This window comes from Bacillus sp. AFS018417, assembly GCF_002560985.1.
GTDB lineage: Bacteria > Bacillota > Bacilli > Bacillales > Bacillaceae_G > Bacillus_A > Bacillus_A rhizoplanae.
Map to the genome: position 1 here is coordinate 159,950 of NZ_NTTM01000002.1, position 21,237 is coordinate 181,186.

21 protein-coding genes and 1 pseudogene are annotated in these 21,237 nt (G+C 37.2%); 12 read left to right on the forward strand and 10 right to left on the reverse strand.

The features are described from left to right. Positions 1–57 precede the first annotated feature (57 nt). Complete coding sequence (gene dnaE, locus CN326_RS01055; protein WP_098305352.1) at positions 58–3,387, reverse strand: DNA polymerase III subunit alpha; 3,330 nt, start codon at positions 3,385–3,387, stop codon at positions 58–60. Between the two features lie 99 nt (positions 3,388–3,486). On the opposite strand from dnaE, the gene ytrH reads away from it, so the two are divergent. Together ytrH and ytrI are read left to right on the forward strand one after the other, a co-directional pair. Then, the gene (gene ytrH / locus CN326_RS01060; RefSeq protein WP_098305354.1) at positions 3,487–3,828 is read left to right on the forward strand and encodes a sporulation membrane protein YtrH; all 342 of its coding nucleotides are present in this window, start codon (positions 3,487–3,489) and stop codon (positions 3,826–3,828) included. Continuing rightward, positions 3,825–4,325, forward strand: a complete 501-nt coding sequence (ytrI, locus tag CN326_RS01065) for a sporulation membrane protein YtrI (protein ID WP_098305356.1) — start codon at positions 3,825–3,827, stop codon at positions 4,323–4,325. Before ytrH ends, ytrI begins: the two co-directional genes overlap by 4 nt. 20 nt (positions 4,326–4,345) lie before the next feature. On the opposite strand, the gene CN326_RS01070 is transcribed toward ytrI, so the two are convergent. After that, the gene (locus tag CN326_RS01070; protein ID WP_098305358.1) at positions 4,346–5,278 is read right to left on the reverse strand and encodes a DHH family phosphoesterase; all 933 of its coding nucleotides are present in this window, start codon (positions 5,276–5,278) and stop codon (positions 4,346–4,348) included. A gap of 118 nt (positions 5,279–5,396) precedes the next feature. Here CN326_RS01070 and CN326_RS01075 point away from each other — a divergent pair, with 118 nt between their 5' ends. Next, positions 5,397–5,699 carry a YtpI family protein gene (locus CN326_RS01075; RefSeq protein WP_098305360.1) on the forward strand — a complete coding sequence of 101 codons (303 nt, stop codon included), beginning with the start codon at positions 5,397–5,399 and terminating at the stop codon, positions 5,697–5,699. 16 nt (positions 5,700–5,715) lie between these two features. After that, positions 5,716–6,474, forward strand: coding sequence for an arylamine N-acetyltransferase family protein (locus CN326_RS01080; protein WP_098305362.1), 759 nt, complete (start codon positions 5,716–5,718; stop codon positions 6,472–6,474). Positions 6,475–6,685: 211 nt separating this feature from the next. Here CN326_RS01080 and CN326_RS01085 read toward each other — a convergent pair whose 3' ends face one another. Together CN326_RS01085 and CN326_RS01090 are read right to left on the reverse strand one after the other, a co-directional pair. Beyond that, complete coding sequence (locus CN326_RS01085) at positions 6,686–8,398, reverse strand: glycoside hydrolase family 3 protein (RefSeq protein ID WP_098305364.1); 1,713 nt, start codon at positions 8,396–8,398, stop codon at positions 6,686–6,688. 53 nt (positions 8,399–8,451) lie between these two features. Continuing rightward, positions 8,452–9,792 carry a glycoside-pentoside-hexuronide (GPH):cation symporter gene (locus CN326_RS01090; protein WP_098305366.1) on the reverse strand — a complete coding sequence of 447 codons (1,341 nt, stop codon included), beginning with the start codon at positions 9,790–9,792 and terminating at the stop codon, positions 8,452–8,454. Between the two features lie 319 nt (positions 9,793–10,111). Here CN326_RS01090 and CN326_RS01095 point away from each other — a divergent pair, with 319 nt between their 5' ends. Further along, a complete protein-coding gene (locus tag CN326_RS01095; RefSeq protein ID WP_098305368.1) occupies positions 10,112–10,759 on the forward strand; it encodes a GntR family transcriptional regulator in 648 nt (215 codons plus the stop codon). A gap of 389 nt (positions 10,760–11,148) precedes the next feature. Next, a complete protein-coding gene (locus CN326_RS01100) occupies positions 11,149–11,946 on the forward strand; it encodes a tyrosine-protein phosphatase (RefSeq protein WP_098305370.1) in 798 nt (265 codons plus the stop codon). A gap of 236 nt (positions 11,947–12,182) precedes the next feature. Here CN326_RS01100 and CN326_RS01105 read toward each other — a convergent pair whose 3' ends face one another. Both CN326_RS01105 and CN326_RS01110 read right to left on the reverse strand, forming a co-directional pair. After that, positions 12,183–12,434: a DUF3949 domain-containing protein gene (locus CN326_RS01105; RefSeq protein ID WP_098305372.1), complete on the reverse strand. Its 252-nt coding sequence runs from the start codon at positions 12,432–12,434 to the stop codon at positions 12,183–12,185. Positions 12,435–12,525: 91 nt separating this feature from the next. Next, complete coding sequence (locus CN326_RS01110; protein WP_098305374.1) at positions 12,526–13,839, reverse strand: CBS domain-containing protein; 1,314 nt, start codon at positions 13,837–13,839, stop codon at positions 12,526–12,528. 232 nt (positions 13,840–14,071) lie between these two features. Between CN326_RS01110 and CN326_RS24450 the strand changes: the two genes are divergently transcribed. Continuing rightward, positions 14,072–14,236, forward strand: a complete 165-nt coding sequence (locus CN326_RS24450) for a hypothetical protein (protein WP_098305376.1) — start codon at positions 14,072–14,074, stop codon at positions 14,234–14,236. A gap of 38 nt (positions 14,237–14,274) precedes the next feature. Here the strand turns inward: CN326_RS24450 and CN326_RS01120 are convergent, their stop codons facing one another. Beyond that, positions 14,275–14,958 (reverse strand): metal-dependent hydrolase, encoded by a 684-nt coding sequence (locus tag CN326_RS01120; protein WP_098305495.1) that lies wholly within the window; start codon positions 14,956–14,958, stop codon positions 14,275–14,277. 149 nt (positions 14,959–15,107) lie between these two features. Between CN326_RS01120 and pepQ the strand changes: the two genes are divergently transcribed. Further along, positions 15,108–16,205, forward strand: a complete 1,098-nt coding sequence (gene pepQ / locus CN326_RS01125; RefSeq protein WP_098305378.1) for a Xaa-Pro dipeptidase — start codon at positions 15,108–15,110, stop codon at positions 16,203–16,205. Positions 16,206–16,429: 224 nt separating this feature from the next. Here the strand turns inward: pepQ and CN326_RS01130 are convergent, their stop codons facing one another. Continuing rightward, positions 16,430–16,792: a cupin domain-containing protein gene (locus CN326_RS01130; protein WP_098305380.1), complete on the reverse strand. Its 363-nt coding sequence runs from the start codon at positions 16,790–16,792 to the stop codon at positions 16,430–16,432. A 170-nt stretch (positions 16,793–16,962) separates the two neighbouring features. Here CN326_RS01130 and CN326_RS01135 point away from each other — a divergent pair, with 170 nt between their 5' ends. Both CN326_RS01135 and CN326_RS01140 read left to right on the forward strand, forming a co-directional pair. Continuing rightward, on the forward strand, positions 16,963–17,595 hold the full coding sequence (locus CN326_RS01135; RefSeq protein ID WP_098305382.1) for a TetR/AcrR family transcriptional regulator: 633 nt from the start codon (positions 16,963–16,965) through the stop codon (positions 17,593–17,595). Between the two features lie 17 nt (positions 17,596–17,612). Further along, complete coding sequence (locus CN326_RS01140; protein ID WP_098305384.1) at positions 17,613–18,083, forward strand: DUF4188 domain-containing protein; 471 nt, start codon at positions 17,613–17,615, stop codon at positions 18,081–18,083. Between the two features lie 41 nt (positions 18,084–18,124). Here the strand turns inward: CN326_RS01140 and ald are convergent, their stop codons facing one another. Together ald and CN326_RS01150 are read right to left on the reverse strand one after the other, a co-directional pair. Further along, positions 18,125–19,258, reverse strand: a complete 1,134-nt coding sequence (ald, locus tag CN326_RS01145) for an alanine dehydrogenase (RefSeq protein WP_098305386.1) — start codon at positions 19,256–19,258, stop codon at positions 18,125–18,127. Between the two features lie 145 nt (positions 19,259–19,403). Further along, positions 19,404–20,203: pseudogene (locus CN326_RS01150) on the reverse strand (SDR family oxidoreductase). 150 nt (positions 20,204–20,353) lie between these two features. On the opposite strand from CN326_RS01150, the gene CN326_RS01155 reads away from it, so the two are divergent. Further along, complete coding sequence (locus tag CN326_RS01155) at positions 20,354–20,812, forward strand: universal stress protein (RefSeq protein WP_098305390.1); 459 nt, start codon at positions 20,354–20,356, stop codon at positions 20,810–20,812. Between the two features lie 200 nt (positions 20,813–21,012). Next, positions 21,013–21,204 (forward strand): ProA domain protein, encoded by a 192-nt coding sequence (locus CN326_RS01160; protein WP_098305392.1) that lies wholly within the window; start codon positions 21,013–21,015, stop codon positions 21,202–21,204. Positions 21,205–21,237: the final 33 nt, after the last annotated feature.

A 21,237-nucleotide genomic window follows, 5' to 3' on the forward strand; every position in this document is an offset into this window, starting at 1 on the left:
GGTGGTCTGACCACGAACGCTATTATTACTATAATCGAAATAGAGGGAAATTGTCCATTATATTTTTACAACGACATTTTCCTTCCCGACTACCTCATAAAGTGCTTGTAGGCATTCTTCACTTGGATGAATGGATAAACTACGAGATAATTGTACCATCTTATGCTCTTTTTCATAATAAATTAGTACTTTCACAAAACCTGAATAGTGAAATAATATTTTTGTTACATTGTTTAACAGCCTTTTTTCATACTGTGATGGTACTTTCACGTAAATAGAAGCGTCTTTCATTTTATCGTAAGTATCCATTTGTTCTAGCGGATAGACACCATTTATAATCCATTGCAGTTTGTGATTTCGCTGTTCAATTGTACCTTCTATTAAAACAATTTCACCTTCTTGTAACCGCTCTGCAAAATGGATATATGTTTCAGGAAATACAACTGCTTCCATTTCATTATTTTGATCACAAAACGTGACAAACGCCATCTTTTGTAATTTTTTTGTTCGAATGATTTTTATATTTGTCAAATACACAATTGCCCGCTGCACTTTTCTTTGCTGCTTCATCGCTTGTGCAAGTGTCGGAATTTCTAATTGTTTAACAAGCGGTTCGTACTGTGCAGTTGGATAACTTGATAAATAAAAACCTAGTGCTTCTTTCTCTTTATTTAATTGTTCGATAAAAGATAGCTCTGCCTCTTGTGCATACTCTGACTTCGGCACAAGTTCCTCGCCAATTTCACGTGCTAAGCTCGCATATTCTAACGCACCTTTAATACTGTTAAACAAGGACGAACGTGAAACCTCAAAATCATCAAAACAACCCGCCCAAATCATTGTTTCTAAATTGCGTTCTGTTACAAACTTCGCCGGCATACGTAAACAAAACTCAAATAAATCTTGAAATGTTTTTTTGTTTCTTTCTTCAATCAAGGCTTTCACTGTCGCCATCCCTACATTGCGAATAGCAAGTAAACTATACCGAATTGCATTTCCTTCAACATGAAAATCATAACTGCTCTTATGAAGAGATGGAGGTAAAACATGAAACCCTTTTCGCTTTGTTTCCCGAACATATTGTACAATCTTCTCTTCATTTCCAATTGCACTTGATAATAGTGCTGTCATAAACTGCAGCGGATAATTTGCTTTTAAATAGGCAAGCTGATATCCAATCATACTATAAGCAACTGCATGACTTCTGTTAAATCCATAATTCGCAAATTGAACGATTAAATCATAAATTTTTTGGGCAGTTTCTTCATCATATCCATTTTGCAAACAACCTTTCACAAAGTGAGTACGCTCTTCATCTAAAATATCACGATTTTTTTTACTTACTGCACGGCGTAATAAGTCCGCCTCACCAAGAGAAAATCCTGCTAAACGAGAGGCAATTTGCATAATTTGTTCTTGATAAACGATAACTCCATACGTATTTTCTAAAATTGGTCTCAAATCAGGATGAAGATAATGAATCGCACGTTTCCCATGTTTTGATTCAATAAACACCGGAATTTGCTCCATTGGTCCTGGTCGATATAGCGCGTTGACTGCAACAATATCTTCAAACTCATTCGGTTTTAACGAACGCAAAACATTCCGCATTCCGCTTGATTCGAGCTGGAAAATTCCAGTCGTATCTCCTCGTCCAAGCAGTGCAAATGTTTTCGCATCTTGAAGAGGCAATTTCTTTATATCTATATTTGTCCCAGTTGTTTGTGCAACAAAGGTACAAATATTTTCAAGCAACGTTAAATTACGAAGACCAAGAAAGTCCATCTTTAACAATCCAAGTTCTTCTAATACCTCTGCGGGATATTGCGTAATATATACACCATCATGCCCATCTTGAATGGCAACGCTATTTGTAAGCGGTTCTTCACTCATAATCACTCCGGCTGCATGAATAGACGTATGACGGGGCAAGCCTTCTACCCGTTTTGCGATATCAAATATCCTTTGAAATATAAGGTTACTTTGTATATAATTTTGCAGTGCTTGCGATCCTGCATAAGCTTCCTCTAATGTAATCCCAACCCTGGATGGAATATGCTTTGAAAAAATATCAATTTCATTTGGCGGCAGCCCCATTACTCTTGCAATGTCGCGAATCGCTGCTTTTGCTGCAAGTGTTCCAAATGTTACGATTTGAGCAACACGTAGTTCTCCATATTTATCTTTCACATAACGAATCATTTCATCGCGGTGAATATCTGGAAAATCAATATCAATATCAGGAAGTGTAACACGCTCTGGATTTAAAAATCGTTCAAACAGTAAATCATACTGAATTGGATCGATATCGGTAATTTCCAGTACGTAAGACACGAGTGATCCAGCTGCCGAACCACGGCCTGGTCCTGTTAAAATGCGGTGCTCGTGAGCGTATGTCATAAAGTCCCATACAATAAGAAAATAATCACTAAATCCCATTCGAGAAATAACGCCTAATTCGTGCGCTAGACGTGCCTTATGCACATCTGTCACTGTTTCATAACGCTTCTTCAGCCCTTCTTCACAAATGCGGCGTAAAAAGCGATCCGATGACTCATCTGTTTGTACCGGAAACTTCGGAAGTTGATTTGTATGAAACTTAATCTCTACATGACAGCGCTCTGCAATACATACAGTATTTTCAATCGCTTCTGGCATAGCAGAGAATAACGCTTCCATTTCAGAAGGCGATTTCATATAATATTGATCAGTTTGTAAACGCGGCCTTTCAGAATCTGTCATTTTTGTCCCGCTATGAACGGATAATAAACATTCCTGTACAATCGCATCGCCTTGTTTGACATAACGAATATCATTCGTCGCCACAAGCGGAATTCCAAGCTGCTTTGCAAATGGCAGAAGCTCTTCCTGCAGCAATAATTCTTCTTGAATGGCATGGTGCTGCAAGCTTATGTAAAAGCTTGCAAATATACTTTTGTACATATTCGCTACTTCTTCAGCAACCTCATGTTTGCCCTGCAATACAAGTTGTTCAATTTCGCCATTTTTCCCTGGAGAAATCGCAATTAATCCGCCTGCATAGTGCGCAAGCCATTTCTTTGGAATACCGTCTTTTGACTTTGTCATAATGCTGCTAGAAATTTTGAGTAAATTTCTATACCCAGTTTCGTTTTCAGCCAGTAAAACAAGTGGATAAGACCGATCCTCTTCTTCATTCCATATCGAAGCTGTTAAACCGATAATCGGTTTAATACCCGCTTTTTTACACGCTTTATAAAACGGAACAACACCATACATCACATTTTCATCTGTAATCGCTAATGCTGTAAAACCAAGTTCTTTCGCTTGATGAACAAGCTCGTCTATTTTACAAGCACTTTTCAATAAACTATAAACGGTTTGACATTGTAAATGCACAAACTTCACTTTTATGCCCTCTCTTTATCTATTTGACTACCTCTTATTATACGTGAAATCAAAACATACTTCTCCTTCTTTGTCCATATACATGAAAAAGAAAGGGGAATGATGATGGAAGTGAATCAAAGCTTTTTCTCTCTTCTCGTTACAAGTTATTTTATTGCCCTTGGTGTTATGATTGGTGGATCGTTAATCGGCGGGGTCGGTGCTTTTTTAGTTGGAAAACCACCCCTCACAATGATTACGCAGTTTGCAGAAAATTTACGAATTTGGGCACTTGTCGCTGCTATTGGCGGGACTTTTGATACATTTTACAGCTTTGAACGCAGCTTCTTTGGAGGAGATACAAAAGATATTGTGAAACAAATTCTTCTCATTTTCTTTGCCACAGGCGGTATGCAAACAGGATTCATTATTATTAATTGGATTACACAGGAGCATGTATGAGAGTTCCAAGCTCACTCTCCAATCGATGGAAGCTTTTTTTAGGCGGCGCTGCTGTTGGCGGTATTTTAAGCTGGATTATTTTTTTGTACATATATGGCGTATTTCAAGAAGTGCAAACCAAAACACTGGAACAACAAGAAGCAAAAATAAAGAAATTAACAGATGACTTACATGTAATTATTGAAGATCAAAATAAAGAAAATGAAAAAAATAAAAAAATATTAACGATTCAAGAGATTGAAGTTGAGATTGTCAATCATGATAAATACAATGTAGACTCTCTAACTGTTGAAACATTAAAAACCTCGATTCGCGATGATCTCCGCCACTTGCTTACCCAAAATATTCAGAGCGTTGCAAATAATAAAGAACTACTGAAAAAGGTCATTGAAAATAAAGTATATAAATATTACGACCGTGTCTATCGATTTGAAATCGAAACAGTTTCTTTTGACACTACACTCGAAATTAGCGTAAAGATAAAACAAGAAAGGTAGAGTCCCCTCTACCTTTCTTCTTATTTACACAATTCACATAAGTCTGCAAAAAGACGATCTGCTTCTTCCCAAGAAAAAACTTTTGCACCTGACGCCATCGGATGCCCTCCACCGTTATATTGCATTGCTAATGTATTAATTACCGGTCCTTTTGAACGAAGTCGAACACGAATTACATCTTTTTCCTCTAGAAATAGAACCCACGCTCTTAAGCCTTCAATGTTTCCAAGTGCTCCAACAACTCCTGATGCCTCAGACGGAAGTACATCAAATTGCTCTAATATTTCTTTCGTTATCTTAATATACGCTGCTCCTTCTTCTGCCATTGTGAAATTTTGTAAAATGTAACCATTTAAACGTGCAATGCGCTCATTTGTTTTATACATTTCATCATATAATGCAGGGAATTCAACTCCCATGTCTACAAGTTCAGATGCATAACGAAGTGTTTTTGCCGATGTGCTCGGAAATAAGAAACGGCCTGTATCACCAACGATACCAGCTAAAATAAGACGCGCGGCTTCTTTTGTTAAAGTTAACCCTTTGTCTTTGCCATATAAATAAAATTCATAAATAAGTTCACTTGTAGAACTAGAAGTTGTATCTACCCAAACAATATCTCCGTACGGATCTTTATTTGGATGATGATCAATTTTAATTAATTGCTTTCCTTTTGTATAACGCTGATCGCAAACGCGCTCTTGGTTTGCTGTATCACAAACGATAACAAGCGCCTCTTCATATATAGCATCATCAATTTCATCCATTACGTGTAAATATGCTAAAGACGGTTCATTATATCCTACCATATAAATCTTTTTCTCTGGAAACGATTGCTGCAGCATTGTACCAAGTCCGCACTGAGAACCTAATGCATCTGGATCCGGACGTACATGACGGTGAATAATAATCGTATCAAATTGCTTAATTGCTTCTAAAATCTTCTCATGCATATGTAAAAGTCTCCTTTTTCACCAATTTATACCCATTATAACCCAAAACACTTCATACAGGACGATAATTGATTTACAATAAAATAAATAACATACAAGTAGATGGGGGATTGGGATCATGCCAGTATTAGTCTTTTGTATTATCGTTACATTTATGTTGTATCTTTTCTACAAAACGAAATATTTCCGTACAAACCGTTCCATGGAGAAAGGATGGCTTGCTGGAAAATCAGCGATTGCACTCGGATTATTCGTTGCATTATTTGGCCTGAACCAATTTTTCTTGGATCTTTCAGCAGCTCGTATAATCGTTGGAACTTTATTTGTAATTGTTGGCGGTGCTAGCCTCTACAACGGTATTCGCCAATATAAGCATTTTTTACCGCTTGCGATTGAAGAGGCAGAGCAGTTACAAAAATAATTTGAGGTGAGATAAAATGAACACCTTTCTAAACGATTTTTTCAACCGCATTCAATATGAAAAAAAAGATGTAACATTTGAAGATATTCGTACGTTACAATCTCAATTTGCTAAACATGTGCCATTTGAAAATATTAGTATTATACAAAATGAAAACATTGATATTACCTTTGAAAACTTAAAAAGAAAGATTATAGACAACCGGCGCGGCGGTGTTTGCTATGAGCTGAACCCTTTGTTTTACTACGCTTTAAAAGAACTAGGATTTCAAGTCCATATGATATGTGGCACTGTATTTAATGATGGAGAAATTCGGCTAATTGGAACACACTTTGCAACGATTCTTCAGCATAACAGTCAGCCATACTTGATTGATGTTGGTTTCGGTTCACACCATGCCCTGCAGCCTCTTCCGTTTACAGGAGAACTAGTATCTTCTTCAACTGGTGAATATCGTATTCAAAAGAAAAAAACAGATTTAGGAGAATACGCATTTGAAAAATATCAAAATGGCACTCTAGAAATTGGCTATGACTTCTTCACATCGCCAATTGATGAAACGGTTTTACAAAATGCACAACAAATCATTACCCACCATGAACAATCACCATTTAATAAATCACCGCTTCTTGCAAAACGAACAGACGATGGTTACGTTACACTGACAGACAAAACTTATACCGTAACGATAGGGAATCATAAATCTAAACAAACGATTGATATACAAACTTTCCAAGCGCTTGCTTTGAGTGAATTTGGTATTACAATCAAATAGAAATCATTCCTTTATCTAATAACTGTAGTTCTTCTGTAAGATTCATTGGAGACATAAAAAAGCGGTCATCCTTTCATAGAATACCCATGAAAGGATGACCGTTTTTAAATTAAAACCCCTTGTACATTCACCGTTACGACCTTAGCTTATAAAGTGAAACTTCCATCAGTGGGGTCTTACTGCCCATTAATGCGAGATAACACATCATTGATTAAAACCGCGTATCCCAACATCCACAAAATGGATCTACCGGACTCTTTCCTTTAAATTCGGATTCCCCCGTTAACTTCTTATAAAGATAATCAATAATGTTTTCGTTTGCGTGATAGCAGTTAATCATGACAGGGACTCTCGGAATATCGAATAAATGATACGGATTAGCTAAAGAAATGAAAATAGTAGGCACTTCCTGAATGAACCATGGTAAATCGCCCGCAAGCTTGGGCGACCACTGCAGCCGCAAAGTAGGCTTTACGCTAGCGGTAGGAAGGTTCGCCAAATAAATAACAAGGTCAAATTGTTCTTTTATTGTGTACGTAGGAGCTGTAAATGACGCTCCAAAATTTTGATTTGGATCAAAGAGAACCACCTCAACCCCATTTGTTCGCAGCTTATCTGCAAAGCTCTCAGTCCAGGATTTTGAGTAGAAGCCCTCTGCTTTTAACTGAGAATTTATGTTTTCTACAGGAATTAACAAAACTCTTCGATATTGATCAGCGGATATAGGCAGTAATTGTTTTGTATCTTTTACCAAAGTAATAGATTCATCTGCTGCAATGGATGCCCACTCCTTATGTTCTTGACAGCCGAGTACCTTGAGCTCCTCTTCTCTCGGAATTAACTCAGTGGCTTCTTTTTTATGAAGACCAAGAGATGCTTTTAAGGCCAACACTCTCGTGACTGCTTCCTCTACTCTTTCCATCGTCAGCAGTCCGTTTTCAAGACCCTTCATCATAAATTCAAAGTCCTCTTGTATATCTCGGTTAAAGAGGAACACATCACAGCCCGCTTCGATTGTTAAAGGAACTGCCTCTTCTCGACTTTTTGCCATTGCGAACCCGGCCATCATGGTAGAGTCAGAGACAATGACACCATTAAATTGCAGTTGTTCTCTTAGTAAATCCTGTAACAATTCTTTAGATAGAGTAGCCGGCATGATTTCTTCTTCCTTAATATCAGGACGAAGCTTTCTGGAATAATGAGGGAGCATAATATGTCCAGGCATAATCGTTTTTGTACCTGCCTCAATTAATTCCTTAAAAATAATACCATAGGTACGATCCCACTCCTCTACAGAGAGAGAGTTAACAGAAGTCACTAAATGGTGATCTCTTTCATCCACACCGTCTCCTGGAAAATGTTTGATAGATGCCGCTAGTCCGTTTTCTTGCAAGGCTTGTACATACTCTTTGCTCATTTTTATAATTGTGGAAACATCTGATCCAAAGGTACGAATGTTGGTAATCGGATTTCGAAAGTTTATATCAATATCTACTACAGGTGCAAAAGACCAGTTACAGCCGACAGCACTGCCCTCTTTAGCTGCAATCTCCCCTAACTTGTATGCTATTTCTGTGTTTCCTGTTGCTGCTGTCTGCATAGGATTAGCAATTGCTGTCCCGTCCAATGCAATGCCATTTCCTCCGGCTTCTAGGTTTGCCGCAAGAAGTAGAGGAATAGCGGATTGCTCTTGTAAAAAACGATGAACCTCTTGAATTGCCGTTCCTTTGTCTGGCCTAAACATAAACCCACCAGGCTTAAATTTTTCCAGTATTTCTTTCAATCTCTTTTCATCCTTCTCCATACCGTGCAAGCAGAAAAGTTGTCCGACTTTTTCTTCAGTCGTCATAGAGGATAAGGTTTCGTTCACCCATGCAATATCTTGATCTGTTAGATAGAAAGGATTTTCTCTTAAATTCATCATGTTTACTCCCCCTGATTTGTGTGTGTTTTCATACATGTCCGAATCATCAGCTCTTATTGCGCATTCTTAAATTCAGTCGTATGGCTCTTTCGTCTAATTTTTATTTCAGATAGGATTTTTTCATAGAACCCTTCTGTTAACTGGTATTTCATAAGCGGTATAACAGAGATAAGCAGCAAAATTCCTGGAATAAGCGTAAAAAACAACTGCATCCAAACCATTGTTGTACCTGCTTGAGTTTGATTCGGGATGTAACCAATACCAGAAAGCGCATAAGCTCCTATTCCTCCGCCAATCGCTCCTGCGAATTTAGCGCGGAAAGTGTTAGTAGAAAATACCGTTCCCTCTGCCCGTTTTCCAGTTTTCCATTCCCCGTATTCCACACAATCAGCAATCATAGCACTCATTGTAATCGTCGCTATACCAAAAAATAAACCACCTAGAATATTTAGTGTAAAGAACGGAATCATATTTTTGCCTACAAAGAATAAAGCAATATGCTCTACACCGTAACCAATAATTCCAATAATAGTAGTTTTCTTTTTCCCTAAGCGCTTCGAAATCGTAGGTGCTAACAGGCCTCCTATTAATACTGGCACTATGCTCACCAAAGAAAACACAGGGAACAGATTTTCTGCATGTAAATAATATTTGAAATAGTAGATACCGAAAGCACCGCGGAATTTTGTTACGATGTCTTCCATTAACATTGTCAACAACAACAGCAGAAGCGGCTGATTCGATTTAATTACACGAAAAGCATCTTTGAACGTAAACTTTTCGTTTCGTTCTACTGTTACTTGTTCTTTTACATTGAAAAACGTAATCCAAAAGAAGCCAATACATAATACTGCATAGATCGCGCTGACAAGGATCCAACTGTTTAACGCTTTAACAAGCGGTAAGGTAAAGACACTTACAAATAATGCAGCGATAATTGCCATTACACGAGGCACCATCACCACTTTTGTTCTTTCCTTTGGATCGTCTGTGATAGCGGATGTCATAGACCAATATGGAACATCTACCAGACCGAAGCTCATTCCCCACATGATATAGGTTACAGAAGCGTAAATGATCTTAGCGGCAGGACTAATATTAGGCTGCAAAAAGCAAAGAACTGTAAAACCGGCCATAATAACGGGGGGAAGCAAAAGATACGGCCTAAACTTTCCCCATCTGGATTTTGTATTATCTACCATGATGCCTATAAAAGGATCCAATAAAGCATCCAACAATCGGGCTACAAGAAATAATGTTCCTACAGCAGCTGCTGATATCCCAAAGTAATCGGTATAAAATAACATTAAATAACTAACAGTCAAAATATAAACTAAATTCTGCCCAAGACTCCCCAGTCCGTAAGATAGAACCGTTTTTGACGAAACCTTCATTGTATGTCTCCTCCAAATTGTTTGTTATTTATGTTTCTATACAACACTTTTCTGCGCTTATTAGTTTGTTCTATCTTCCCCCTTAAAGTCATTGGTCTACAAACAGTGAGAAACGATCTTTTGGCTTAGGTATACCTTCCTTTCTTAGTTGTATACAAGAAGAATACCAGTGGAATGTAAATGAAATATTAATTATTTTTAAACTTCATGTAAGTTTCTCATTTATCCTGAACCTACACTTACGATTATTTACTTGCAGTTGAAACTCAGCTACTTTAAGATAATTTTGTAAATGATAAATGAAAGGAATTAAAAGTTCATGTCATCTAAATCTTTAATAGACATTGCCTATGCAAACATACGTCAAAAGATTATTCTTGGCGATTTCATGCCTGGAACACTATTATCAGAAAACGAACTTGCAAACGAACTAAACATGAGCCGAACACCGATTCGAACTGCCATTTCTCATTTGGAATCGGAGGGGTTTGTGGTTTCATTAAAAAATCGGGGCATTTTAGTGAAAGAAATTTCAGTTAAAGAAATTTTGGATATGATGGAAGTGCTAACCTCTTTTAAAATACATGCGCTAGATTCTATGATTGAACGCGGTTGTATTTTAAATATCTCGGAATTAGGAAAATGTCTCAAAAATCAGATTGAAGCTAGCCAGCAAGATGATTATCCTGAATACGTCAAATACTCCCATTTGTTTTCACGCTGTATTATGTCTACCTTAAATAATCAAGCTATGCTGCAAATTATGGATTCATATCAAGATAAAATTATCATGATTGCTACGGTAAACTGGAAGCTTACTCCTCATCAGCCTCATTATTCCGCTAACCGCGTTAATGAATCTCTTTATCAAGCTGTAGTATCCAAAGACTATGAAGGTGCAAAGCAAATAGTAAAAGAGACTCTTCTCAACACTCGTAATCGTGTAGTAATGGAAGGAAGACTGTAAATTTTACTTGTTTATCTATTGGGACGTCAGATCATAAATCTTTCGTCCCTTTCTCTTTTTCTTTTCTGATAATATGGGACGCTTTTTAAAAAATAATTTCTTCCTATCTTTCACATAACCAGTTCTAGATTAGCTGTAGAAATGTATAACTCCCGTGTATCCTTTTCGTATACAAAATACCTGTTTTTGAACTACAAGGAAACCCCAAAATATTATTTCAACGCATCTAACATTCGAAAGTTACAAGAACTTTAAAAAGCCTTAATATTTCTTTTACAATTAGGTAGTATTCTGCTTGTATACAACTTGCTCTGAAAAAGAGAAAGTTATCATCCAACTCTCCACCAAGCAAGTGTTTTTAATTACAAATAGAAGAGGTGTTTATTTTAATGGAAATCACAACAGCAACTCGTTATGCGACATATCCTGCAAACCGAGTAATCCCCTTTATTGGAGCTCATAACTTTCGTGACATGGGCGGCTATAAAACATACGATGGCCGCACAGTAAAACTTGGACTTTTTTTCCGTTCAGACGAACTAACAGGTTTGACAGATGAAGATATGAATTTCTTACAAACATTAAACATTAAATACATTTTTGATTATCGCGATGAGCTGGAAGCACAAAATAAGCCCGATCCTATCCTTTCAAACGTGGCATACGAACGTATCCCGGCATCAGAGCAAAATAATCAATTCGGCACGATCGAAGAAATGGCTAGAAATAATTTCTTCAAAAATCTTAACTTAGATATTATGTGGGAGGTGTATTCCAAACTTCCGCTAAACAATCCATCTTACAAACGATTGATGCAAGTTATCCAAGACCCAAATAATTTGGGGTTATTACATCATTGTGCCGCTGGAAAGGATCGTACGGGCGTTGGTGCTGCTCTTATTTTATCTGTGCTTGGAGTTCCAAAAGAAACTGTTATGGAAGATTATTTATTGACAAATGAAACGATGAAAGAGTTTAACGAAAAGGTATTGAAGCAAATTTCAGCGCATTTGGATGACAGAGGTCTTCAAATTATGGAACAGCTGCTTGGAGTAAAAGAGGAGTTTTTAGAAGGTGTTTTCCAATCTATTACGAATACGTATGGAAACCTTGATACGTACTTTGCTCATGAGTTCGGTTTAACAAAGGAAAAACGACAGGCGTTACAAAGCTTTTGTCTTGAGTAGGACAAGGTACATCTAGATGAAATCATATTCCCCATTGCATGTATATTGAAAAGAAACAAGGATAATTCCGTTTTTAGTTTAGAGACATGTGTAGAGATTCCCACCAACCTAACGAAATGAAATGCCCACATACTATACAAAAAAGCCGGCTCATCAATAGTGAGACCGGCCTTTTTATATTTTTTATTATTGCTACAATATAGTCATTAGGACTTGTCTTAAAATAAAGACACTTACTAACGATGGCGCAATTTATATATAAGACTCGCAACAATAGCCGACGGTAAATTAAACAAATTCCCTTGCAAACTAAAATGCGCTTGTTCTTCTTCAAATGACATTTTTTCATATAACTCACTTTGCGCGAGACCTGTTTGTTTCATTCTTTCTTTCAAGCCAGATATATAGGAGTATTGAATTGGAATCATGATTAAAAAGTAAAGAACAGCAATGCTTCCGAAAAAGATACCAGAAGATAACACATACATCACTCCCTTTATTTCCCATCATAACACATCGAACGAAAATCCAGATATTTATTTATATAAAAAAACTGCCCTTTCAGGCAGCTTTTCCTCCTTAACGATCAATCAATTGAACCATGAGCAATGCTTTTCCAACAACGTTTCCTTCATGTCGTACTTCTACGTCCACCTTACCAAATTTACGTCCAATTTCTAGCACTTTCGGATGTACGGACACAACGTTATCAATTTGAACCGGCTTTACAAAGTAAATGGTTAAATTCTCAACAATGACGTCACCTTTTTTCTGCGCACGAAGCACACGATTTGTCGCTTCTGTCACAATTGTTGTAAAGACGCCATATGACAAAGTTCCTATTGAATTTGTCATTTGTGGTGTAACAGAAAAATGGTAAGCAGAATCTTGTTTTGCTTCTTTCGGATTCATAAATTGATTCGTTACAATATCATCAATCGTTTCCCCAACTTGCGGCTGACGCTGAATCATTTGGAGTGCTTGCAGCACATCTTGACGACTAATAATACCTTGCAATGTATTGCTATCATCAACAACTGGAAGAAGCTCAATCCCTTCCCACACCATCATACGCGCTGCTGCCGCAACAGACATTTTTCCGTTTACAGTAATCGGCTGTTTTGTCATTACTTTTTCAATTGGTGTTTCTTTTACTACACCGATCATATCTTTGGACGTTACAATGCCAAGCACCTTATTTGCTTCATCTACAATCGGATAACGGCCATGCATCGTTTCTTCATTATACTTATGCCATTTTTCCACTGTATCACTTGGCTGTAAATATACCGTCTCTTCAATTGGTGTTAAAATATCTTCAACGAGAACTATTTCTTTTTTAATAAGCTGATCATAAATAGCTCGGTTAATAAGCGTTGCTACTGTAAATGTATCATAGCTGCTCGAAATAATCGGCAGCTTTAATTCATCTGCCAATTTCTTCACATGCTCTTCTGTATCAAATCCACCTGTAATCAGTACAGCTGCTCCTTCTTCAAGCGCTAATTGATGTGCTTGTGTACGGTTTCCGACAATAAGTAAATTCCCAGCTTCCGTATAGCGCATCATCGCTTCTAGCTTCATTGCCCCGATTACAAACTTGTTTAACGTTTTATGTAAACCTTCTCTACCACCAAGTACTTGACCATCCACGATGTTAACAACTTCTGCAAATGTTAGCTTTTCGATATTTTCTTTCTTTTTTTGTTCAATACGAATTGTCCCGACCCGTTCAATTGTACTTACATAGCCTTTATTTTCCGCATCTTTAATCGCCCGATATGCCGTTCCTTCACTTACGCTCAACTCTTTTGCAATTTGGCGCACAGAAATTTTATGCCCAATTGGCAAACTGTTGATATATTCCAAAATTTGGTTGTGTTTCGTAGCCAAGTAGTTTCACCATACTTTCTTTTCCCTAAATTCTTCATGTGTTATCTTTTTAGTATACTATATTTTCAAAACTGTTACACTGTATGTTTATATATCTGTACTAATTTTTTTATAACAAAAGGATACATGTTTCTTACAATTATGTAATTTCCTTGTCATCTTATTCGATAGTTTGTTTCATTTTCTTATCGTACAATAAAGACAAGAAATGAGAGACAAGGAGCGATATAATATGAAAAAAATTTTAGAAATAATTGGCGCGGTATTGTTAGCGTTCGTGGATGGAAAGAAAGTAGCAATCAAAATCAACGAAGTAACTGAAACAGAAACACATAGATTACAATCTAAAAATAATATAACAAATCCAACATTTACATTATGTCCTTCCCACATGTAAAAACCTTCACTTTGTCGCGCAAAATGAAGGTTTCTTTTTTACAATTCAATTGTTTCTCCTGCTTGTAACACTTTCCCTACACTACCGGTTAATTTTTCTACAAATTGATGCGGATCTTGTTCGATAACTGGGAAGGTATTATAGTGCATTGGCACAACAATTTTCGCTCCAATCCATTCTGCAGCTAACGCGGCATCCTCTGGACCCATTGTAAAGTTATCTCCAATTGGTAAAAATGCCACATCAATTGTATGACGAGAACCAATTAATTTCATATCCGAGAACAACGCTGTATCTCCGGCATGATAAATTGTTTTTTCTTCTGCAGTAAATACAATCCCCGCTGGCATACCTGTATATGTAATCGTTTGATTTTCTTCATCAACATAGCTAGAACCATGAAATGCTTGTGTAAACTTCACTGTTCCGAATTCAAATGCATGAGAACCTCCAATATGCATTGGATGTGTATTTACACCTTTCCAACCTAAAAATGTCGCAAGCTCAAACGGTGCAATAACAACTGCATTATGTTTTTTTGCTAATTCTACTGTATCCCCAACGTGATCACCATGTCCATGAGAAAGGATAATTGCATCAACTGTTACCTCTTCTACTTTTAAATCTGTTTTCGGATTACCTGTAATAAATGGATCAATTAAAATAACCTTTCCGTTCGTTTCAATCTTTACAACTGAATGACCGTGATAAGATACTTTCATCTTTTCATTACCTCCCTTATTCATATCCACACCTTCTATTCTACACGATTTCGCAATTTCCTGTCTTTTCAAACATCGATTTGCTTGTCATAACGCTTTCGTTCGATGTAAAGTTATACATGTAATTGAAATTTCGGAGGTGCAGATATATGAATACTAGATTAGAAAAATTAATGCAATGGTTACAAGAAAAAAATACAGAAGCTGCATTCTTAACTTCTACACCGAGCGTCTTCTATATGACGAACTTCCACTGCGAACCGCATGAAAGACTACTCGGTCTATTTGTATTCCAAGAAAAAGAACCGATGTTAATTTGTCCGAAGATGGAAGAAGACAAAGTAAGAAGTGCTGGCTGGACTCACGAAATTATCGGTTTTACAGATACAGACAATCCATGGGATATGATCGCGAAAGCAATCAAAGCACGCGGCATTGATGCAAATGCAGTTGCAATTGAAAAAGAACATTTAAATGTAGAACGCTACGAGCACTTATCACAATTATTCCCAAAAGCATCTTTCAAACCTGCTGAAGAAAAAGTACGTGAACTTCGCCTAATTAAAGATGAAAAAGAGCTTGCGATTTTACGCCAAGCTGCTGCTATGGCTGATTATGCAATTGAAGTTGGGGTAGATGCAATTCAAGAGAATCGCAGTGAACTTGAAGTATTAGCGATAATTGAGCATGAATTAAAGAAAAAAGGCATTCATAAAATGTCCTTTGACACAATGGTATTAACAGGTGCAAATTCCGCCCTTCCGCACGGTGTACCAGGTGCAAATAAAATTCAACGCGGTGATTTCGTCCTATTTGACTTAGGTGTTATTATCGATGGTTACTGCTCTGACATTACGCGTACAGTTGCTTTTGGCGAAATTTCAGACGAACAAAAACGCATTTATGACACTGTATTAAAAGGTCAATTACATGCAGTTGAATCATGTAAACCGGGCGTGACATTTAGTGAAATCGACCGTGCTGCTCGTTCTATTATCGCAGATGCTGGCTACGGCGACTTCTTCCCGCACCGCCTTGGTCATGGACTTGGTATTAGCGTCCACGAATATCCAGATGTAAAAGAAGGCAACAACTCTCCATTACGAGAAGGAATGGTCTTCACGATCGAGCCAGGTATTTACGTACCAAACGTAGGCGGCGTTCGTATTGAAGATGATGTTTATATAACGAAAGATGGCGTGGAAATTTTAACGAAATTCCCGAAAGAATTACAGTTTGTAAAATAATAAACAGGTGGCATATATGCCACCTGTTTATTATTTTTTCCATCTACTACACTCCTCGTACTGCGCGTTTAAAGCTGAAGGTAAGCAAAAAGATACGGCAGCCATTTCTGCGTAATGCATACCCGATATCGCAATTCCCACAGTGATAGCACTGATAAGTTCATATATAATAGCCCTTAAAGAACTTCCATTTTTCTTTTGAACATATCATAATGAGAAACTCTTCATACATTCTCCACGATAACCGTATCGGCATCTACGTCTTCAAAACAAAGGTTTACAGTACGCTTCAATGCTCTTGTCCGATGAATCGTCCCCGCTGGAATGCATAACGTATCATTTGCCTTTAAGGCAATCGTTTCTCGATCTTGAAAATCAATCAATAACTCTCCTTCTAATACCATAAATAATTCATCTGAATTCGAATGAAAATGCCAATCATATTCTCCTATAAATACCGCGATGCGTAAACAGTGGTTATTTACATCTGAAACAACAAAATTTTTATACTGCTCCGTAATATTTCTTGTCATCTCTAATAAGTTGACTTTTTCTAAGTTTAATTCTTTTGTAAGTTCATTCTTCATATTTATCTCCCTCTTACTCATTATCCAAGTATTTTACTATTTCTTCTAATTTCATCATACCAAACATTTTTCTTATCTATCAGAAAAATTAGAATTATAGTGTGGATTCAAAAGTTAACTCGTGTTAATTTATTAATAAGAGTTAATTTTTACTAACAAGGAGCATAGTAATGAAAGAGAAATTACCGCTACGAGAAATCAAAAAAGCACGAACAAAAATCAAGCTATTTCACACTGCATTAGACATCATTGGAGAAAAATCATTTCGAGAAGTATACGTTGAAGAATTATGCGAACGAGTAGAAATTTCAAAGGTGACATTTTTTAAAATGTTCTCCCGAAAAGAAGACATTCTTATTTATTTTATGAGGTTATGGTTAACGGATCGTATGTTGGAGCTGAAAGAAACAAACAAAAAAGGACTGACCGCACTACGCCATGTTTTTGAAGGAGTTTCAGAATATGCAAAAGAAAAACCTGGACTGATGTTAAGTTTGATTGCATTTCTCTCAGAAGAAAAAATGCATCCTTGTATGCCTCATTTAACCGATGCAGAAATTCATCTATTATATCCCGGAAAAGAAGAACAAGTTCGAAAGCTCATTCCAAATTTGAATGAAGTATTTGCAAACTGCGTGGAAGAAGGAAAAGCTGCAGGAGAAATTACACTCAAGATGGACATTTCACAGATTGTGAAACTATTACACTCTATTTTTTACGGCGCCTATTTAACAGCTCATGTCTTTCAAACTCAAAATGTAATGGAAATGTATGACCTTCATTTAAACATATTAAATCCATAGTAAAAGAGGGATGAATGATGAAACCTGTAATACCTGGACGTTATACTGCACAGATGGACGATTCATTTGTAGTGTTTGTGATTGGTATGCGCATTAATAAGCTATTTGCTGTTTCGAAATGGTTGCCCGTAGCGCTAGCAATGGGTGGAATGCTAAAAGAACTATATGAAAATAAAGAACTCGGTTTTCTCAGCACAGAATCTTTCTTCACCGGCCGCACAATTGTACAAATTCAATATTGGAAATCATTTGAAGACCTTGAACACTATGCACGTCACGCTTCCTTACATTTAAAAGCATGGAAAAATTTTAACCAAAAAGCTTCCAAAACTGAAACGGTTGGCATTTTTCATGAAACATTTGTTGTTGAGAAAGGTCAATACGAGAGTGTATATGCAAATATGCCCTTATTCGGTTTAGCAAAAGCAGGGGAGTCTCTTCCTGTAAGTAGCCAACGAGAAACTGCACGAGCACGGATGAAACCATAATAAAAGCGGCTACCCAATGGGCAGCCGCTGTGTATTCTTTCTTATGATAAAGCAGGAGCTTTTTCAAGAAGCTCTTTCGCATCTGCATATTGTAAACCATGTGCTTCTGCAACTGCTTCGAATGTTACGTAGCCATCTAATGTATTAATACCTTTTAATAAGGCACTGTTATCTAAGCAAGCTTTTTTGTAGCCTTTGTTTGCGATTTGTACTGCGTATGGTACTGTTACGTTTGTTAACGCAAGAGTTGACGTACGTGGAACTGCACCAGGCATATTTGCAACTGCATAGTGAACTACGCCGTGTTTTTCGTAAGTTGGGTTGTCATGTGTTGTAATACGGTCAGTTGTTTCAAAAATACCGCCTTGGTCGATTGCGATGTCGACTACAACAGAACCCGGTTCCATAGATTTAATCATTTCTTCTGTTACAAGTTTTGGCGCTTTTGCTCCTGGAATTAATACTGCACCGATAACAAGATCAGATTCTTTTACAGCTTCTGCAATGTTATACGGGTTAGACATTAATGTTGCTACTTGGTTACCGAAAATATCATCCAATTGACGAAGACGCTCTGCACTTAAGTCGATAATTGTTACTTCAGCACCTAGACCAACTGCAATTTTAGCAGCATTTGTACCAGCTTGACCACCGCCGATAATTGTTACTTTTCCGCGTTTTACCCCTGGAACGCCTGCAAGTAAAATGCCTTTGCCGCCTTTATTTTTTTCAAGGAACTGCGCACCAATTTGCGCTGCCATACGACCAGCTACTTCACTCATAGGTGCAAGTAATGGTAAAGAACGGTTGTCTAATTGAACTGTTTCATACGCAATTGCGACTACTTTATTTTCAATTAATGCTTTTGTTAATTCTGGTTCTGGAGCTAAGTGTAAATACGTGAATAAAATTAAGCCTTCGCGGAAATAGCCGTATTCGCTTGCGATTGGCTCTTTTACTTTCATAACCATCTCTTGATTCCAAGCTTCTTGTGCTGTTTCTACAATTGTTGCACCTGCTTCTACATATGCTTCATCTGTAAAACCAGATCCTAAACCAGCACCTTTTTGAACAAAAACTTCATGACCATTGTGAATTAAATGAACAACACCAGCTGGCGTCATTGCCACACGATTTTCATTGTTTTTAACTTCTGTTGGTACACCGATACGCATTGGAAATTCCCCCTTGAGATTATAAAATTACCCCTGAATAGCCATAGCATATACGCTTTTCATAAAGCGCTTTCTATTCTCTTATATTTTACCATAATCTCGCATTTTTTGACAAAAATAACGCAAGTTGTCCGATAGAATTTGTCTAGTTTTGACGATATCGATGAATAACGTCAACTGCTCCCGTTACTTCTATAATTGTTCCCGTAATCATGTCCGAATCTTCCTCACATAAAAAGGAAATTGCACGTGCGATATCTTCCCCTGTACCAGAACGCCCAATTGGTGTACGATGATCGGGTAACGTACGTGCCATAGCAATTGTTGCCTCTTTCATATCACCAATAATGTCACCCGGACATATCATATTTGATGTAATACCGTATTCTGCTTCTTCATAGGCAATCGTTTTTGTGAGTGAAACTAGTCCGACTTTTGCAGCTGCAAATGCGGAACGATACATCCATCCCGGCGCGCTATCCGCTCCTTGAAATCCGTAATTCACAATGCGGCCAAATTTCTGCTGTCGCATAATCGGTACAACGAGCTTTAATAAATGAAAAACTGCCGTTAAATTACCATGAATCATTTCATTCCATTCATCATCTTTATACTCAACTAATTTTTTACGTTTAAATACGTAAGGACCTGCATTATTAATCAGAAAATCAATACGACCAAAACGCTCCATCGCTTTTATTACTACTTTATGTAAATCTTCTTGTTTCGTTACATCCGCTTGTACAAATTGCATACGATGTGCAAGATGTTTATATTGCTGTTGTAACTTTTCCATCGCTTGTATATCACTGCGATACGTTACTGTTACCGAATATCCTTTATCTAATAATTTCTCTGTTACTTGCTTCCCTAAACCTTTTGTACCGGCTGTAATGAGCGCATGTCTCACAAAAATAAGCCTCCTTTTTTCTTGCTATAATTCATATGTAACAACTTCTTCGAACAATTACAACTAAAAAGTTTGAACAGATTTTTCAAAATTCTGTAACGTTTCTGACATACTTTTTTCCATAATTTACTTTATAATAAAAGTGTAAAGAGTTATAACACTTATACAATTGGGAGGAATCGTTCATGAATACTACATATACAAATATTTTAATTGCAGTCGATGGTTCTAAAGAAGCTGAAAAAGCATTCAAAAAAGCCATTCAAGTAGCGAAGCGTAACAACGCTACATTAACAATCGCTCATATCGTTGACGTCAAAGCTTACTCTGCAGTCGAAGCATATAGCCGCGCTATTGCAGAACGTGCAAACTTATTTGCAGAAGATCTATTAGAAGACTACAAAAAGACTGCACTAGAAGCGGGACTTACAAAAATAGAAACTGTATTAGAATTCGGTAATCCAAAATCAAAAATCTCGAAAGATATCGCACCGAAGCACAACGTTGATTTAATTATGTGCGGTGCAACTGGTTTAAACGCAGTAGAGCGTTTCTTAATCGGCAGCGTCTCTGAACATATTATTCGCTATGCAAAATGCGATGTCCTTGTTGTTCGCGGTGAAGAAGAGCAAGGAGAAATTTAATAACTGTAATGAAGCAGCACCAAGCTTTTATTTCATGAGCTTGGTGCTTTTTTATTTGCTTTAAAATAAAGTGAAACTTCCATCAGTGGGGGTCCACCTATCTTCTTCGCTTTTCTCTTAATCGTCTTACTGCCCTAAAATAGCAGGATAAGATGATTCTGTAAGGTTATGCTAAGAAAAAAGGAAATGAGGGAAACGGCATGGAAAGTCATGAACGTATTATACTGGATTTAAACGGACAAGAAATTGACATGGTAGAAAAAATTTGTGCCCACTTCAAAGAAAAACATGGTGTAGAGTTAAGTCACGGTGCACTTTTTCGCGATTTAATGGATATAGAATATATTCGCATTACAGAAGGAAAGCATAAATACGAACATGAAAAAATATAGGCGACTGGTTGCTTGCAGCGTACAAGCAACCCT